The following is a 17424-nucleotide window of genomic DNA, read 5'->3' on the forward strand; positions in this document are numbered from 1 at the left end:
ATCGGAATCCTCTTTGAGGTACGGGAAAAATGTGATCTGTGCTGGTAGCGGCGTTGGTGGGCTGTGGTCGTGGCAAACCTCGCACGGCCGCGGGAGAGGTTCCGAGGCACTTGCTACCGGAAATCATGCGCACGGCCGACCCACCGGCCGGATCACCGACCGACGGCCGACCAGCCGAATCGACGCACCGAATCGACGCACCGAATCGACGCACCGAATCGACGCACCGAACCGACCCACCGCCGACCGACCGACCCACCGGCCGACTGGATCACCGACCGACGGCCGATCAGCCGAATCGGCCGGCCGGCGGGCCGACCGACCCACCGGCGGACTGACCCACCGGCCCACCGGCCCACCGGCCCACCGACCCACCGGCCCACCGGCCCACCGGCCCACCGGCCCACCGGCCCACCGACCCACCGACCCACCGACCCACCGACCCACCGACCCACCGACCCACCGACCCACCGACCCACCGACCCACCGACCCACCAGCCCACCAGCCGACCCGCCGTCTGGCCCACCGGTCCACTGGCGGCCCATCGGTCGGCCTACCGGCCGGCCGAGCCGTGATGCGGCCCGAGCCAGTGCTCTCACCGCTTGCGGTTCCTCGGTTTCTCGGGCGCACGGCTGCGGCGGCGATCCCGCGTCCTCGCCGCTTACCGGCTCCCGGGGTTCGCGCGTGCGCGCCGATGAGGACGCGCTTGCGCGCCGATGAGGGGTGGGGCCGCCGACGAGGATCCACGGCTCACCGTAGATCGCGCCGGTCGGGAAGCCGATGCGCGCGCCCCTCGCTGATGCACCGCCCTCGTCGGCGCATGCGCCCCTTGCCGCGGTAGGCGCCTTCGTCGAGGTAGGCGAACCGCCGGCCGGCGCGGGCGCGGGTCGCGGCGGCGTGGCGGCCCCGGGGTGATCTGTGCTGAAGCGGGCCGAAGGCGTCGACCGCGGGAGATTCGGACGTCACTCATCTCGACGGTGATCGTTGCAATTTGTGCGGATCCATGACTCTATTGGAGACAGAGTCCGATAGGGTGCTCGGCAATCGGTTCCAGAGGGTGCGAGCTCACGGTCGTTCGGGCGGGTGGTACCGGCCCCCGCACCAGGCGGCCGCCGGGTGGGTTTCGCGTTGAGGATTCGTTCCTCTGGTGGCGGTGGTGGAAGGTGCTCGACGAAGGGACGGCGTCGTGACGAGGGTCCGCAAGGTCGCCGCGGTCAGCCTGATGACTCCCATGGTCGCTGCCGCGATCACCATCGGCGTGAACCAGCAGGCCGCTCAGGCCGCCGCGTGTCCGCCACTCGCCAGCGCGTCCATCAGCCCCCCGACGGGCACTGTCAGGGCCGGTTCCAGCGTGCACGTGTCGGCCACGATCAGTGGCTGGATGGTCCTTAAGGCGCACTTGCAGATTTCCGGTCCTGGCCTGGACAAACAGGTCGGAAGTAGCGTCAATACCGGGACGATCCAGGGCGACACGGTCGTTCCCGAAGCCGGCTACTTCACGCTCGCGGTCATCGGTAACGGCACCAAGTGTACCTACAAGGCTGCCGGCTTCTCCGTGAAGGAGAAGGCGAGCGCCGCGAAGCCGACGCACAGCAGTAGCCCCAGCAAGAGCGCTCGGGCGGGAGGCGGCGGTAGCGGTAGCAGCGGTGGTTCGGGGGCGAATGTGCCTTCGCTGCCCACCGGCAGTGCCGGGAACGGCGCGGGCGGCAACCTCGGGCTCAACCCGCTGAACGGGGCCTCACCCTTCAGCCTTCCGTCGGTGGCGCCCGATGGCTCAAGCTTCCAGTACCCGAGTCCGGACCCGCAGGTCGCCTCTCCGCCGACCAGGACCGTGGCGCGCAACGTCTCCGAGACCACCCCGATCAAGTGGGGGCAGAGCCTCGCGATCGCGCTCGTACTGCTGGTCATCTCGGCGCACCTCGGCATGTGGTCCCGCCGCCAGCGTCTCGCCGCAGACGGGGCGCATCCCATCGGTGCCCGCAAGCTGATCGGCCGCAGGAAGTCGCGCGGGGCCGCCGCGACGCTAGCCGAGACGAGCGTGCTCGACCGTCCGGCCGAGACCGCCCTGCCGCCGGACGCCGCCCAGTCGACGGAGTCGGAGCTCGCCCCACCCGCGACGACGCCCGACGACGCGTCGGCAGCGGACCACGTTCCGGACGCCGAGGCGACGGCCGACGACGCGGCGGGCGACAGCACGCCCGCGACCGACGACGCCTCCGCAGCCGAAGAACAGCAGCAGGGCGACGGCGGACGCAACTACCGAGGCCGTCGCCGCCGCCGCTGAGTCGGCCAACGGCCGCAAACCGCGACGATCGCTGGACCGATCACAGCGAGCCCCGTGAACGCCGAGCGGCATGACACGCGAACCCCATTGGGCGAACGCCTGCGTGGTCGGCGAACAGGGAGGGCGCGACCCTTCCGCGCGATATGACACGACTGGACCGATCGCCCATGCGGCTGGTCGTGGGGGTATCACCCAAGGGCTGTCACGCCCAGGGCCCCCACACCAGGGCCGTCACGTCCGGGGACCGTCGCCCAAGGCCGTCACGTCCGGCTGGCGTCGCGGTGCCTGGCACGAAGGTTCAGGTGGGGGCGAGCCAGGTGATCAAGCCAGCGCGAAGCGGGAGTTTCTCCGCCGGTCAGGAATCAGGACTGGTCGAAGAACGGGGACACGGGGTCCCGGTCACGCTTGCCGGCGACCGGCACGTCACCCGTCGTCTGGGGAGAGCGGGTGTTGCCGCGAGCGCGGGCGAGTTCGCGGGCCAGCTGCTGGCGTTCCATCTCCAGCGCGGTCAGTGACTCCTCGCGCTCCTCGCGAAGGTCGCGCAGCTCCTGCCGTACGCGCATCGACCGGCCCAGGGCCAGCGACGCGATCGCCAGGCCGATGACGAAGAAGATCGAGACGACGATGCCCGCGACGAAGACCTGGGCCTCCGAGGTCACTCCCGGTATGTGCTGACCGAAGACGCTCATCGTCGCGGGGGCCGAGTTGTCGGCGACGATGCCGACGGCCACGCAGACGGCGGCGCCCGCCAGGAGGATTCCCAGGAGGATCATCGGACGTCCTCTCGTACCAACAAGTCAGCATTTGTCGTGAGACGTGCCTCAATCTAACCAAAGTGGTGACTTGGTCAAGTCAAAGTTACTCCTGAGGCGCCTGCTTCAGCAGAAGATCCAGCAGGTCCAGAGCCCCCTGTTTGTCGAGAGGCTCGTTGCCGTTTCCGCACTTCGGCGACTGGATGCACGACGGGCAGCCGTGGTCGCACTCGCACGCCGCGATGACCTCTCGCGTCGACCGCAGCCATGCCCCCGCCCGCTCGTACCCCCGCTCCGCGAAGCCCGCGCCGCCCTCGTGGCCGTCGTACACGAAGACCGTCATGCGAGCAGTGTCCGGATGCAGCGCCGTCGACACGCCGCCGATGTCCCACCGGTCGCACGTGGCGAACAGCGGCAGCAGGCCGATCGACGCGTGCTCCGCCGCGTGTGCCGAGCCCGCCACGTCCTCGAACGAGTCCAGGGACGGCAACGTCCACCACACCGCGCGGGTCCGGAGCGTACGGGGCGGCAGTTCTAGTGGCCGCTCGCCCAGCACCTGGCCGTTCGCCAACCGTCTCATCTGGTACGACACGACCTGGCGCGTCACGTCGACGGTGCCGAAGCACAGCGTCGCGTCGCCCCACGACGTCGACCGCAGCGTCTCCAGGATGGAAATGTCGGTGACGTCCCGCGCGGTGGTCGTGTAGTCGGGATCGGCCGCCTCCACCAGCGCCACCGAGTCGTCCAGGTGCAGCGTCTGCACGACGTACGACTCGCCCTGGTGCAGGTAGACCGCGCCATCGTGCACCGTCGTGTGTGCGGACGGCTCGTCGACCGTCCCCAGCAGACGCCCCGTCGCGGCCTCCACGACCTGGACGGGCGGGCCGCCCGCACCACGGATGTCCGCGAGATCGCTGGCGCGTTCGCGCTTGGTCCAGAACCAGCCCGCCGGGCGATGCCGCAGCATTCCCCGCCGTACGAGATCGGGAATGACCGTGGCGGCCGACGGGCCGAACATCGGCAGGTCGGCCTCGGTGAGCGGGAGTTCGGCCGCGGCGGCGCACAGGTGCGGGGCCAGGACGTACGGATTGTCGGGATCGAGGACCGTCGCCTCGACCGGCGAGCCGAAGATCGCCGACGGATGGTGCACCAGGTAGGTGTCGAGGGGATCGTCGCGGGCGATGAGCACGGCCAGGGCGTCCTGCCCGGCCCGGCCGGCGCGGCCCGCCTGCTGCCACAGCGACGCGCGCGTCCCGGGCCAGCCGCAAATGATCACCGAGTCCAGGCCGGACACGTCGACGCCGAGTTCGAGCGCGTTCGTCGAGGCCAGGCCCACCAGGGAGCGGGAGCGCAGCGCCTTTTCCAGCGCGCGCCGCTCCTCGGGCAGGAAGCCGGCGCGGTAGGCCGCGACCTGCGACGGGAGTGAGGGCGAGATCTCCGCCAGCGCGCGCTTGGCGCCCAGGGCGACCGACTCGGCGCCGCGCCTCGAGCGTACGAAGGCCAGCGTCTGCACGTCCTCGACCACGAGATCGGCGAGCAGGTCGGCGGCCTCCGCGGTCGCCGTCCGGCGTACGGGCGCGTCGTGCTCGCCGCGGAGCTCTGTCAGCGGAGGCTCCCAGAGCGCGAAGGACGTCGCGCCGCGCGGGGAGGCGTCGTCGCCGACCTCGGCGACCGGAACCCCGGTGAGCCTCGACGCCGCCGCGCCCGGCGAGGACGCGGTCGCCGAGGCGAGGATGAAGACAGGAGCCGCCCCGTACCGCTTGCAGACGCGCCGCAGCCGGCGCAGCACCTGCGCGACGTGCGAACCGAACACCCCGCGGTAGCCATGGGCCTCGTCCACGATCACATAACGGAGACGCCGGAGGTAGGGGGCCCATCGGGCGTGTCCGGGCAACATCGTGCGATGGAGCATGTCGGGGTTGGTCAGCACGTAGTTCGCGTACTGGCGGACCCAGGTACGGTCCTCGGCCGGCGTGTCGCCGTCGAAGGTCGCCGCCCGCAGCTGGGCGAGCTTGAGCCCGCGCAGCGAGCGGAGCTGGTCGGCGGCGAGCGCCTTGGTCGGCGAGAGGTAGAGCACGGCGCCGCCGTCGAAGACCGCGTCGAGCGCGGGCAGGAGGTACGCCAGCGACTTGCCCGATGCCGTGCCGGTCGCGACGATCACCGACTCGCCCGAGTGCGCCAGGTCGGCGGCCCGCGCCTGATGCTCCCAGGGCAGTGAGATCCCGGCGTGGCGCAGGCGGTCGACGAGCAGCGCGGGCGCCCACGAAGGCCAGTCGGCGGTCCGTCCCGTACGCGCGGGAACGTGCTCGACGTGGGTGATCCGGTGGCGGTTGCGTGGTTCGTTCAGCAGCCGGCGCAGGACTTCACCCGTGGGGCGGGAGGGCGGCGTGTGGTCGCCGCCGGCGTGAGATGTGTCTATGGCCTGCGTCACTCCTTCTCATCGGAGCGGTTCGCCGTGTGGAGGTTTCCAGTCTGGCATCCTGGGCACAACGCTTTGAACCGCCGTCCGTGGTGCCCCCCAGGGCTGTCATGAGACCCGCGGTACGTGGGGGAAGTCGCCCTGTGTGCCGATTTCGTGTAGACACGGTGGCGGAGCGTGGTTGAATCACGGCGGGGTTCCGTGCCCCGACTTAAATACGCGGTACGGCGCAGGAGGATCTGTGGACCTGAAGGTTAGTGACTACACCACTGATGATGACCTCACCGTCATCAACGTGGAGGGAGAGATCGACGTCTACACTGCGCCGAAACTCCGCGAGAAGCTCATTGATCTGGTGAACAAGGGCAAATATCACCTTCTCGTGGACATGGAGAAGGTGGAGTTCCTTGACTCGACCGGTCTCGGTGTCCTCGTCGGCGGGCTCAAGCGGGTACGGGCGCACGACGGCTCTCTCGAGCTCGTCTGCACGCAGGAGCGCATCCTCAAGATCTTCAGGATCACCGGCCTGACCAAGGTTTTCGGCATCTTCGACTCCGTCGACGACGCGCGAGAGCACCGCAAGAAGCAGAAGTAGGCCGGGGATGGCGCCCGAGATAGCCACCGTCGAGCTCACGTTCAGTCCGCTTCCGGTGCACGTGCGCACCGCACGGCTCGTCGCCACCGCCGTCGCCCGGCGTGGCGGGGTCGAGGAGGCTCTGCTCGACGAGGTACGGCTGGCGGTCGGTGAGGCCTGCTCACGAGCTGTGGAGGCCCATCAGCAGCAGTGCCCGGCCGAGCCGGTCCGGGTGGAGCTGCGGGACGGGGCGGACCGCTTCGAGGTCGTGGTGGCCGATCGCGTGCCCAACGACGACCCGGCGGGTGAGGGAACCACCGAGGTCACGCCCGACCTGGCCGAGCTCAACGGCGACCTCAACCTGGGGTTCGCCGTCATCGCCGGACTCGCCGACGACGTCGACATCTCATCGACGCCGTCGGGGGTCGAGATCACGATGAGCTGGCCGGCCAAGAAGGACTGACGTTCTCTTCGAGGGCCTCTTCGACCGCGTGACGCGGACGGAGGGGCCCTTCGCGTACGTGGGCCTGCCCCCTATACACCCCTTTTACCGGCTTGTGTATAATGTCGGTTTAGGTCGGCCCGATTGTTTTTGAATGGTGAGGCGCTGACTCTGCGAGTAATTGTCTATTTCGCGGAGTGAGCGCCATTGACCTGGAAAGACATATTTACCTAGCGCCTGCAGATTAAGGTCAGGTGTAGGTGACGTCACATCTCAATCCCGATCCTGTTAAGCAAACAAGCAGGCTTCTAATTCCGGCTACGCATGCGTAGACTCCCGGCACCATTGCCCGCCTGACGCGTGGTAGTGGCCCGGTCAGCCCCCGTAGGCGACCGGATCTAACGCCCTGTCGAGGAGGATGCATGTCTGGGCTTCACGTGCCCGCCCAGGCCAGTGCGGAAGTGAATCTCGGCGGCAGCGACCTCAGCTTGGTGGTCGTTGTCGGTGTGATCGCTTTGTTGGCGCTGGCCGTTGCCGCTGTTCTGGTCCGCGAGGTACTCGCGGCCGGTCAGGGCACCGAGAAGATGCAGGAAATCGCGCAGGCTGTGCAGGAGGGCGCGCTCGCGTACCTCAAACGCCAGTTCCGCACGGTGGCCATCTTCGTCGTTCTGATCCCGTTCCTGTTGCTCCTGCTTCCCGCAGAGACGACGGGGGTGAAGATCGGCAGATCGGTCTTCTTCGTCATCGGCGCGCTGTTCTCCGGCATCACCGGGTTCTCCGGCATGTGGCTCGCGGTGCGCGGCAACGTCCGCGTGGCCGCCGCGGCGCGTGAGAGCGGCGAGAAGCTCGCCATGCGGATCGCGTTCCGTACGGGTGGCGTCGCCGGCATGTTCACCGTCGGCCTGGGCCTGTTCGGCGCGGCCGTCGTGGTGTTCATCTACAAGGGCCACGCGCCCGGCGTGCTCGAGGGCTTCGGCTTCGGCGCCGCGCTGCTCGCCATGTTCATGCGTGTCGGTGGCGGCATCTTCACCAAGGCCGCCGACGTGGGCGCCGACCTGGTCGGCAAGGTCGAGCAGGGCATCCCCGAGGACGACCCCCGCAACGCCGCCACCATCGCCGACAACGTCGGCGACAACGTGGGCGACTGCGCCGGCATGGCCGCGGACCTGTTCGAGTCCTACGCCGTCACGCTTGTCGCGAGCCTGATCCTCGGCCGGGTCGCCTTCGGTACCGAGGGCCTGGTCTACCCGCTGATCGTGCCGATGATCGGCGTGGTCACCGCGGTGATCGGCATCTTCGCCGTCGCGCCGCGCGCCAAGGACCGCTCGGGCATGAGCGCGATCAACCGCGGCTTCTTCATCTCGGCGATCATCTCCGCGATCGCGGTGGCCGTGGCGACCTTCATGTACCTGCCGGACTCCTTCTCCAAGCTGCACGGCGCGGACGCGGCGATCACCGGTGACTCGCACCTGGCCGACGTCGACCCGCGGTGGGTGGCGCTCGGAGCCGTACTCGTCGGCATCGTGCTCGCCAGCGCGATCCAGTTGCTCACCGGCTACTTCACCGAGACCAACCGCCGTCCGGTCAAGGACGTCACCGAGTCCGCCCGTACGGGCCCGGCCACGGTCATCCTGTCCGGCATCTCGCTCGGTCTCGAGTCGGCCGTCTACACCGCGCTGGTCATCGCCGCCGCCGTGTACGGCGCGTTCCTGCTCGGCTTCAGCAACACGACGGTCGCGCTGTTCGCGGTCGCCCTCGCCGGCACCGGCCTGCTGACCACGGTCGGCGTCATCGTCTCGATGGACACCTTCGGCCCGGTCTCGGACAACGCGCAGGGCATCGCCGAGATGTCCGGCGACGTCGAGGGAGAGGCCGCCAGCGTCCTGGAGCGTCTGGACGCGGTCGGCAACACCACCAAGGCGATCACCAAGGGCATCGCGATCGCGACGGCCGTGCTCGCCGCGACCGCCCTGTTCGGGTCGTTCCGTACGACGGTGGTCAGCGAACTGTCCGGCGCGAGCAAGGACGTCAAGGACGCCCTCGGGCCGACATTCCAGACCTTCAACCTCGGCGTCGACAACCCGAACGTGCTGATCGGGCTGATCATCGGTGCCTCGGTCGTGTTCCTGTTCTCCGGCCTGGCGATCATGGCCGTCGGCCGTGCGGCCGGGCGGGTGGTCATGGAGGTGCGCAAGCAGTTCCGCGAGCACCCCGGGATCATGGACTACACCGAGAAGCCGGACTACGGCCGGGTCGTCGCCATCTGCACCGCGGACGCCCAGCGTGAGCTGGCCACACCGGGTCTGCTGGCGATTCTGACGCCGATCGCGGTCGGCTTCGCCCTGGGGTACGCGCCGCTGGGCGCCTTCCTGGCGGGCGCGATCGCCGCAGGCGCCCTGATGGCGGTGTTCCTGTCAAACTCCGGTGGCGCGTGGGACAACGCCAAGAAGCTCGTCGAAGAGGGACACCTCGGCGGCAAGGGCTCCGAGGCGCACGCGGCGACGGTCATCGGCGACACGGTCGGCGACCCGTTCAAGGACACGGCGGGCCCGGCGATCAACCCGCTGATCAAGGTCATGAACCTCGTGTCCCTGCTGATCGCCCAGGCCGTGGTGACGTACGCCGCCAACGCGACGCTGCGCATCATCGTCACGGTGGTCTCGCTGGGCGTGATCGTGGGCGCGATCGTCATCTCCAAGCGCCGGGCGTCCTCGCTCGACGACGACGGCGAGCCCGCCGTGGAGAGCGGCACGACCCCGGATGGCGCAAAGGACGAGTCGGACGAAGACGAAACGGCTCGGGCGAACGCCTCCTGACAGCGCATGACAAGTGAGAGGGCCGGGTGGAGACACCCGGCCCTTTCGCCGTCCGGGGAGGGGTTCAGTGCGACCCGTGTCCCCGGTGAGTCGTAGGGCGGGGCAGACTGGGGGGATGCAGAATACCCAGCCGTCCGGTGCCAAGGGCTTCGCGTTGCTCGTCGGTGTCATGGTCGCGATCGTTTTGGCGATCATGGTGATCGCCGTCATCCTCTCCCCGCGCTGACATGCCCAGGCTCATCGTGCTGCGGCACTCCAAGGCCGCGTCGCCGCTGGGTACTCCCGACATCGAGCGGCCCCTCGCCGGGCGCGGGCGGCGGGACGCCGAGCAGGCCGGTGACGAGCTGCGCGCCGCGAACGTCCTTCCCGAGCGTGTCCTCTGCTCGACCTCCCTGCGGACCCGGCAGACCCTGGAGGGGCTGGGTCTCGACGTTCCGGTCGACTTCGAGGAACGGGTGTACGAGAACGATGCCGAGGACATTCTCGACCTGCTGCGCGAGCAGTCCGCCGAGACGCTCCTGGTCGTCGGGCACAACCCCTCGATGCACCAGCTCGTCTTCGGGCTCACGGGCGCCGCGGACGACCACTTCCCGACCTCCGCGACGGCCGTCATCGAGTTCGACGGCGACTGGGGCGACCTGTGGCCGGGCACCGGCCGTCTCGTCTCCCTCTGGACGCCCCGAAGCTAGCTCGGCAACGTCTTTCTTCCTCTCCCGTCAGCGTCCGCACCGGCGGCACCGGGGACGACTCGAGGCGGCGGCGGTCACGCCGTCCTGGTGTCAGGAGAGACCGTGAAGAGACTCGCCGTGCTTCCCCTTCTCGCCCAGGTCCTCGTGCCCACGTCCGGTACGGCCTCCGGCCAGTACATCGTCACGGTGCGGCCCGGCGTCCGGGCGATGGTCGCGAGCGGCGCCGTCACCCACGTGTTCACCACCGTCATGAACGGCTTCTCGGCCCGGCTCGACGCCGCCCAGGCCGACCACCTGCGCCACGAACCGGACGTCCTCGGCGTCGAGAAGGCCGTCCCCATGCACACCCTGGACACCCAGGGCGACCCCGGCTGGAACCTCGACCGGCTCGACTCCGACTCCGGGCTCGACACCAAGTACACCTACCACCACACCGGCAGGGGCGTGACCGCCTACATCATCGACACCGGGGTGGACCCGTCCGTCTCCGACTTCGGCGGCCGGGCCTCGACGGCCTTCGACGCGACCGGCGGCGACGGAAAGGACTGCGACGGGCACGGCACGCACGTCGCGGGCACGGTCGGCGGCGCCAGGTACGGCGTCGCCAAGGGCGTCACGCTCAAGGCCGTACGCGTCCTGGACTGCGACGGTGCGGGCACGGACGCCGACGTCCTCGCCGGTATGGATTGGGTCGCCAAGAACGCCGAGAAGCCCGCCGTGGCCAACCTGTCGCTCGGCGGCGGCAAGTCGGCCGCGATCGACGCCGCCGCCAAGAAGCTGACCGAGTCCGGGGTCTTCCTTGCGGTCGCGGCCGGCAACGAGGGCGCCGACGCCTGTGACGGCTCGCCCTCCGGCGCCGACGGTGTGTTCGCCGTCGCGGCCGAGGACCGGGCGGACGCCTCGGCGGTCTTCACCGACCACGGCACGTGCGTGAAGCTGTACGCGCCCGGGGTCGAGATCACCTCCGACTGGCCGAAGGGCGGCACCAACACGATCAACGGCACCTCGATGGCCGCCCCGCACGTCGTCGGTGTGGCCGCCCTCTACAAGGAAGCCGAGGGCGACGGCTCGCAGACGGCCGTCACCGGCTGGATCACCTCGCACGCGGTGAAGGGCGCCGTGAAGGGCGTCCCGGCCGGTACGCCCAACCTCCTGCTGAACACCGGCGGTCTCTGAGACCCGGGCACCGTTCCCGCGCCGGTGCCGTGCTGTAGTAGGCGGGACAACGCCGGGAGGTGAGGCATGCGGTCCTCGCTCGCGTGGCTGCACGCGACGTACGCCGAGTCCGAAGGGGAGACCGCCCCGATCTACGGCACCGTCACCGCGTTCGGCGTCGCCACGCCCCTCGTGGTCGGGCTGCTGACCGGGCACACCGCGGCCAGCGTCCTCGTCGCCCTCGGCGCCTTCTACGTCGCCCTGGCCGCGCCCAGCGGACCGTACGGAGCCCGCGCCCGCGCGCTGCTCACCGCGGTCGCCGTCGTCACGGTCTTCACCTGGCTCGGCGGCCTGCTGAGCGGCCACCCGTGGCTCGCGATCGCGGCCGTGCCCGTCGTCGCGACGTTCGCCTCGCTCATGCCGTGGATGGGGCCGACCGCGACGCTGTGCACGGTGCTCGCGGTGATCCGGCCCACGAGCAGTCCGGTGATCTTCGACGGCTTCCTGGAGATGTCCGGCGGCCTGTTCGTCTCCGCGCTGCTGGTCGCGCCCTGGATCACGCATCGGCTGCGCCCGCTGCGGATGTCGCTGGCCGAGGCCGCCGGAGCGGTGGCCGCCGCGCTCGACGTTCTCGCCACACCTGGGCCCGACGACGAGGAGTGGACCGCGCGCCGCCGCCAGGCGTACGACACGATCCGGCAGGCCCGGGTCACGTACGGGCTCTACCGCACGGGCGGGCGGGACGACCAGGAGCGTCCGCGCAGGCTGCTGGACGCGCTCCGGCGGACCACGGACGAGGCGGTCGCCCTGCGCGCGATGCTCGGCGCCGTCCGGGCGGCCGCACCGCCCGAGCACTGGGAACGCGAGTGCCGGGTGGCCGTGTCCTCGCTCGCCGCCCGGCTGCGGCTGCTCGCCGGCGCCATCGAGACGCGCGCCGACCGGCCGCTCGGCGACGGCGAGAGCGTCGCGCTGGAGAGGTTCTCCCGGGTGACCGACGAGGTCCGCGAGGAATGGCTGCGGACCGACCTGGTCGCCACCGCCCTCCTCGTGCGGGTCCGTCAGGCGCTCGGCCGGATGGCCGGCGTCGTGGACGGCGCGCGGCAGATCGTCGGCGAGGGCCTGACGATCGGCTTCGACGTTCCCCACCTGCCCGACCGGCCGACCGGCGGCTGGACCCGGCTGAGGGAGGCCGTCGCCACCCGCTCGCCGGGGTTCCGGCACGCCGTACGCGTGGGGGTGGCCGTCGCCTCGGCCATGGTCCTCGCCACCGGGCTGAGGCTGCCGCACGGCCACTGGCTGACCATCACCGTCCTGCTCAGCCTGCGGGACTCCTACGGCGGCACGGTCAATCGCGTGATCAAGCGGGTCGGCGGCACCGCGATCGGCGCGATCGTCGCCGCACTCGCCCTGGCGATCGCGCCGGGCGAGGTGACGCTCGTCGCGTTGATCTTCGTTGGTGCGATCTTCGGCTTCACCTTCCGGTCGGCGAACCACGCGTACTGGATGATCTTCAGCACGCCGATGATCATGCTGCTGATCGACTTCTCCGACGCCCTGTCCTGGTCGGCGGCGGCCTGGCGGATCGGGCTCACTCTCGCCGGCGGCCTGCTGGCCCTGGCCGCCGCGCGGGTGCTGTGGCCGACCGGCACGCTCCGGCAGGTCCCCGGGCAGGTCGCCGAGGTGATGCGCGCCCACGCACGGCTCGTACGGGCCATCGCCGCGCGGTTCGACGGCGACACCGAGGCACCGGTCCGCCGCCGCACCGAGGACGCCGCGTCCGCCGGCGACGAGCTGGAGGAAGCGGCGCAACGCCTCGGCCGCGAGCCCTCGCCGCCCGAGGAGGTCCTCCCGCGCATCCGGGAGGCGGCGTCCGCCGCCCGGAGCGTACGGGACGACCTGAAGCTCCTGGCCACCCTGCCCGACGAGGAGGACCTGGACGCCGGCCCGGTCTGCGCCATCCTCGACCGGGTCGCCGACCACCTGGACGCCGCGGCCGACGCCCCGGAGCCGGCCGAACTCGCCCTCGACGGCCTGCTGAAGGACTTCGACGACCACCTGTCCGGGCTCGACCGGCGGCGGCGCGACGAGCTCGACGGCGTCGGCACCGAGGCGGTCACCACGCTCCGGCGCCTGCTCGTACGGGCCGCGAGCGCCCGGCACGCCGTCCGCTCCCTGGTCGCGGACGCCGAACGCCTCGCCGCCTCCGGTCACGCCGGTGCCCGGTCCGGAGGATGACCGTGCTGTAGTGGACGGAACGCCACCTGCCGACCACGGGGGGAGCACAGGTGCGGTCATCGCTGGCGTGGCTACGAGAGACGTACGCGGCCTCCGAGGGCCCCGTCGCGCCCGCGTACGGCCTGGTGACGGCCGTCGGCGTGAGCGGCCCGCTGATCGTCGGCGTCCTGAGCGGCCGCACCGGCGAGAGCGTGCTGGTCGGCCTCGGCGCCTTCTACGTCGCGTTCGCCGGCCCCACGGGCCCGTACGGCGCCCGCGCCCGCTCGATGCTGGCGGCGACCGCCGTCGTCACGGTCTTCACCTGGTTCGGCGGGCTGCTCAGCGGTGATCCGTGGCTCGCGACGGCGGTCGTCCCGCTGGTCGCGGCGCTCGGTGCGGCGATCCCGTGGATGGGCCCCACGGCGGCCCTGGTGACCCTGATCGCCGCGGTCCGCCCGCCGGGCAGTCCGGTGATCTTCGACGGCGTGCTCGAGATGATCGGCGGGCTGTGGATGACCGCGCTCCTGCTGGCGCCGTGGATCACCCGGCGGCTGCGGCCCCTGCACCTGTCCGTGGCCGAGGCGGCGAACGCGGTGGCGGACGCGCTCGACGCGCCCCCCGGCGCGTGGGATCACCGCCGCAGAGAGGCCTACGACGCGCTCCGCCGGGCGCGGGCGACGTACGCGCTCTACCGTGGCGGCGGGCCGGACGGGTGCCGCCCGCGGAGCCTCGGCGAGACCCTCGACCAGGCCATGGACGAGACCGTCGCGCTGCGCTCCCTGCTCAGGGACCTCGGCGAAGAGAATCCGCCGGAGCGGTGGGAACGGGAGCGCCGGACGGTCGTCGGTGCCCTCGCGGTGAGGCTGCGCGCGCTGGCCGCGGAGCTGGAGAGAGGCGAGGCGCCACCTGGTCCCGTGGCGCTGGACCGGTTCGTACGGGTCAGTGACGAGGCCCGGCAGGAGTGGGTCGAAGGAGGCGGCGACGTCGTCGGGACCGCGCTCATCCTGCAGATCCGCCGGATCGTCGGGCGGATCGCCGCGACCGTCGACCGGGCGGCCGAGATCGTGGCCGGCGGCTTGGACGTCGGCTTCGACGTCCCCCTGCCCGAACGCCCCGCCGGCGGCTGGAGCCGCGTGCGGGAGGCGGTCCGTACCCGTTCACCCGGGCTGCGGCACGCCGCACGGGCCGGGACGGCGATCGGCGCGGCGATGGCGCTCGCGGACGGCCTGCACCTGCCGCACGGGCACTGGCTGCCGATCACGGTGATGTTCTGCCTGCGTGACTCCTACGGAGACACCGTCGAACGGGTCGCCAAGCGGATCGGGGGCGCCACGGTGGGCGCGACCGTCGCGGCCCTCGCCCTCGCCGTCGCGCCCGGCCGTACGACGTTGATCGTCCTGGTCTTCGCCGGCGCGGTGCTGGGGTTCGCCCTGGCGTCGGTGAACCACACCTACTGGGTGACGTTCGGCACGCCGATCACGATGTTGCTCATCGACTTCACCGAGCCGCTGGGCTGGCGGGCGGCCGGCTGGCGCATCGCGCTCACCGCGGCGGGCGGCGTGGTCGCGCTCGTCGCGGCCCGGCTGCTGTGGCCGGCCGGCACGCTGCGCCTGCTCCCCGACCGGCTCGCGCGGCTGCTCCACACCCATGCCGAGCTGGCCCGCGCGGTCGCGGCGCTGTTCGACGGGGTGCCCGGCACGCAGGCGCACCGGCGGGAGCGGGAGGCGGCCCAGGCCGCCGTGGACATCGACGCGGCGCTCCAACGGCTCGCGCAGGAGCCCTCCCCGCCGCAGGACCTGGTGCGGCGGCTCCGCGAGGCGACCACGACCGCCCAGCGCCTGCGCGACTACCTCGGCACCCTGGCGACGCTGGACCACGAGGAACCCGTCGACGCCGGCCCCATCCCGGCCATCCTCGAACGGGTGGCCGACCACCTCGACGGCCATGACCTCGAACTCCAGGATCTGCTGCGTGAGCTCGACGATCACCTGGGCGAGCTGTGCCGGAGGCGGCGGGGCGAGCTCGCCGGCGGTGCGGGTCCGGTGTCGCCGCTGCGGGACGCGCTGGTCGAGGTCGCGGGCGCCCGGCACGCCGTACGGGCCCTGGCCCACGACGCCGCCCGGCTCACCGAGGAGGGCCGGGCGCTCAGAGTCTGAGTTCGGCGTCCTCGGCGTCGGCCGCGTCGATCTCTTCGCGGGAGATGCCGAGCAGGAAGGCGATCGTGTCCATGTACGGCACGTTGACCGCGGTGTCGGCCGCCTCGCGTACGACGGGCTTGGCGTTGTAGGCGATGCCCAGCCCGGCCGTCGCGAGCATGTCCAGGTCGTTGGCGCCGTCGCCGATCGCCACCGTCTGGCCGAGGGGCACACCCGCCTCGGCGGCGAAGCGCTTCAGCGCGGCGGCCTTGCCCGGCCGGTCGACGACCGGTCCGACGAGCCGTCCGGTCAGCCGTCCGTCCTCGATCTCCAGGACGTTGGCGGCGGCGTAGTCGATGCCGAGGTCGGCGGCGAGCGCGTCGGTGATCTGGGTGAAGCCGCCGCTGACGATCGCGAACTTGAAGTCGAGCCGCTTGAGTGTGCGGACCAGCGTGCGCACGCCTGGCGAGAACTCCACGTCGTTGCGTACCTGGCCCAGGACGCTCTCGTCGAGCCCTTCGAGCATCGCGACGCGCTCGCGCAGCGACCCCTCGAAGTCGAGCTCGCCGCGCATCGCGGCCTCGGTGATCGCGGCGACCTGCTCGGCGCGGCCGGCGTGGGCGGCGAGCAGCTCGATGACCTCGCCCTGGATGAGGGTCGAGTCGACGTCCATGACGATGAGCCGCTTGGCCCGCCGGGCCAGCCCGCCCCGCTGGACCGCCACGTCGACCTGCTGCTCGGCGGCCTCGGCGGCGAGCGCCACCCGCAGCCCGTCGGGGTCGGCGCCGGAGACGTGCATCTCGATGCAGGTCACGGGGTTGTTCGCGAGGCGTTCGATGCGGTCGATGTTGGCGCCGTGCGCGGCGACCCGGCCGGCGATGCCCGCGATGGCGGCGGGCCGCAGCGCGCTGCCGAGGATGGTGACGTGCAGCCGCCCGTGCCGCCGGTGGTCGTCACCGCCGGAGCCGGTGGCCAGCTCGATCTCCATGCCGAGGTCCGCGGCGACCTTTTCGGTGGCGGCGAGGACCTTGCCGACATCGGTGTCCGAGCCGTACGAGACCAGCACTCCGAGGACCAGCCGGCCGCGGATGACGACCTGCTCGACATCGGAGACGGTGACGGGAAAGCGGGAAAGGGTGCCGAACAGGCGTGACGTGACTCCGGGGCGGTCGCGGCCGGTCAACGTGATCAACAGCGTGCGCTTCTTGGCATTCATGCTGTTCACCACGCTACTTGGCCACGATCGCCTTTTGCTCCGGCGTCCACCATCCGGACATCGGGCGTTCGCCCGCCGGTCCTTGTTCAGTCGGCCCAGCCCACGGCGTCGAAGTCGGGATAGGCGGTCCAGAGTGCGCGGTCGCCCGTGAGGATCTTCCAGCTCCGCTCCCGTGCCGCGTGTGCCGTGTGCGCCATGCCGAGCGTGGTCTCGGTCTTGGCCTCCAGGCCGGCGGTCGCCACCGAGCGCACGTTGTCGCGGCCGAGGCCGTCGCCGACGACCACGCCGAACTCCAGGAGAAAGAGTGCGCGTTCGGCTTCATGCGGAGCGGTGAGCCGGGTGAGCGCCTCCGCCATCGCCGTCATCGGGACGACCAGCGGCTGTGCCCTCATGTCGAACCGGTCGATCAGCAGCATCACGTCGAGCGAACCTCGCCCGAACGCGACGATGACGGACGTGTCGAGGACCGCACCCGCGATCATGCCGCGCCTCCGAAGTGCCGGTCCATCAAGTCCGCGACCCGGGACTTCGCATCGGCGAATCCCTCCGGGTCGGCGGCCCGGGCCTGCGAAAGATCACGGTCGAGCATCGCGCGGGCGTGCCGATGGCGGTCCAGCTTTTCGCGGATCGCGGCCTCGACGAACGACGACGTGGATCCGGCGAGCTTCCTGATCTGCGCGACGACCTCGGAGTCGACGGTGACGGTGATGCGCTCCTTGACGCTCAT

14 protein-coding genes are annotated in these 17424 nt (G+C 71.2%); 8 read left to right on the plus strand and 6 right to left on the minus strand.

Annotated features, from left to right (window positions below):
* Nucleotides 1–751: 751 nt before the first annotated feature.
* Nucleotides 752–967 (minus strand): hypothetical protein, encoded by a 216-nt coding sequence (locus tag QWU11_RS18325; RefSeq protein WP_290112575.1) that lies wholly within the window; start codon nt 965–967, stop codon nt 752–754.
* A 181-nt stretch (nt 968–1148) separates the two neighbouring features.
* On the opposite strand from QWU11_RS18325, the gene QWU11_RS18330 reads away from it, so the two are divergent.
* Nucleotides 1149–2285 (plus strand): hypothetical protein, encoded by a 1137-nt coding sequence (locus QWU11_RS18330; RefSeq protein WP_290112583.1) that lies wholly within the window; start codon nt 1149–1151, stop codon nt 2283–2285.
* A 362-nt stretch (nt 2286–2647) separates the two neighbouring features.
* Here QWU11_RS18330 and QWU11_RS18335 read toward each other — a convergent pair whose 3' ends face one another.
* A complete protein-coding gene (locus QWU11_RS18335; RefSeq protein WP_290112585.1) occupies nt 2648–3058 on the minus strand; it encodes a hypothetical protein in 411 nt (136 codons plus the stop codon).
* Between the two features lie 85 nt (nt 3059–3143).
* Nucleotides 3144–5396, minus strand: a complete 2253-nt coding sequence (locus QWU11_RS18340) for a DEAD/DEAH box helicase (protein ID WP_290114264.1) — start codon at nt 5394–5396, stop codon at nt 3144–3146.
* A 301-nt stretch (nt 5397–5697) separates the two neighbouring features.
* Between QWU11_RS18340 and QWU11_RS18345 the strand changes: the two genes are divergently transcribed.
* From QWU11_RS18345 to QWU11_RS18375, 7 genes are all read left to right on the plus strand, one after another.
* Nucleotides 5698–6051 carry an STAS domain-containing protein gene (locus QWU11_RS18345; RefSeq protein ID WP_141956108.1) on the plus strand — a complete coding sequence of 118 codons (354 nt, stop codon included), beginning with the start codon at nt 5698–5700 and terminating at the stop codon, nt 6049–6051.
* A gap of 19 nt (nt 6052–6070) precedes the next feature.
* A complete protein-coding gene (locus QWU11_RS18350) occupies nt 6071–6493 on the plus strand; it encodes an ATP-binding protein (protein WP_290114266.1) in 423 nt (140 codons plus the stop codon).
* Between the two features lie 401 nt (nt 6494–6894).
* Nucleotides 6895–9288 carry a sodium-translocating pyrophosphatase gene (locus QWU11_RS18355; RefSeq protein ID WP_290112594.1) on the plus strand — a complete coding sequence of 798 codons (2394 nt, stop codon included), beginning with the start codon at nt 6895–6897 and terminating at the stop codon, nt 9286–9288.
* A 227-nt stretch (nt 9289–9515) separates the two neighbouring features.
* Complete coding sequence (locus QWU11_RS18360; RefSeq protein ID WP_290112600.1) at nt 9516–9977, plus strand: histidine phosphatase family protein; 462 nt, start codon at nt 9516–9518, stop codon at nt 9975–9977.
* Nucleotides 9978–10079: 102 nt separating this feature from the next.
* Nucleotides 10080–11153, plus strand: a complete 1074-nt coding sequence (locus QWU11_RS18365; RefSeq protein WP_290112644.1) for a S8 family peptidase — start codon at nt 10080–10082, stop codon at nt 11151–11153.
* 66 nt (nt 11154–11219) lie between these two features.
* Complete coding sequence (locus QWU11_RS18370) at nt 11220–13367, plus strand: FUSC family protein (RefSeq protein ID WP_290112646.1); 2148 nt, start codon at nt 11220–11222, stop codon at nt 13365–13367.
* 50 nt (nt 13368–13417) lie between these two features.
* On the plus strand, nt 13418–15502 hold the full coding sequence (locus QWU11_RS18375) for an FUSC family protein (protein WP_290112667.1): 2085 nt from the start codon (nt 13418–13420) through the stop codon (nt 15500–15502).
* Here the strand turns inward: QWU11_RS18375 and serB are convergent.
* The 3 genes from serB to QWU11_RS18390 form a co-directional block, all read right to left on the minus strand.
* A complete protein-coding gene (gene serB, locus QWU11_RS18380) occupies nt 15492–16697 on the minus strand; it encodes a phosphoserine phosphatase SerB (protein ID WP_290112669.1) in 1206 nt (401 codons plus the stop codon). The two genes, QWU11_RS18375 and serB, sit on opposite strands and share 11 nt — an antisense overlap.
* 86 nt (nt 16698–16783) lie before the next feature.
* On the minus strand, nt 16784–17179 hold the full coding sequence (locus QWU11_RS18385) for a hypothetical protein (RefSeq protein ID WP_290112671.1): 396 nt from the start codon (nt 17177–17179) through the stop codon (nt 16784–16786).
* Complete coding sequence (locus QWU11_RS18390; RefSeq protein WP_290112700.1) at nt 17176–17424, minus strand: type II toxin-antitoxin system CcdA family antitoxin; 249 nt, start codon at nt 17422–17424, stop codon at nt 17176–17178. Before QWU11_RS18390 ends, QWU11_RS18385 begins: the two co-directional genes overlap by 4 nt.

Origin of the sequence: Actinomadura sp. DC4 (assembly GCF_030406325.1) — a bacterium.
Lineage (GTDB): Bacteria > Actinomycetota > Actinomycetes > Streptosporangiales > Streptosporangiaceae > Actinoallomurus.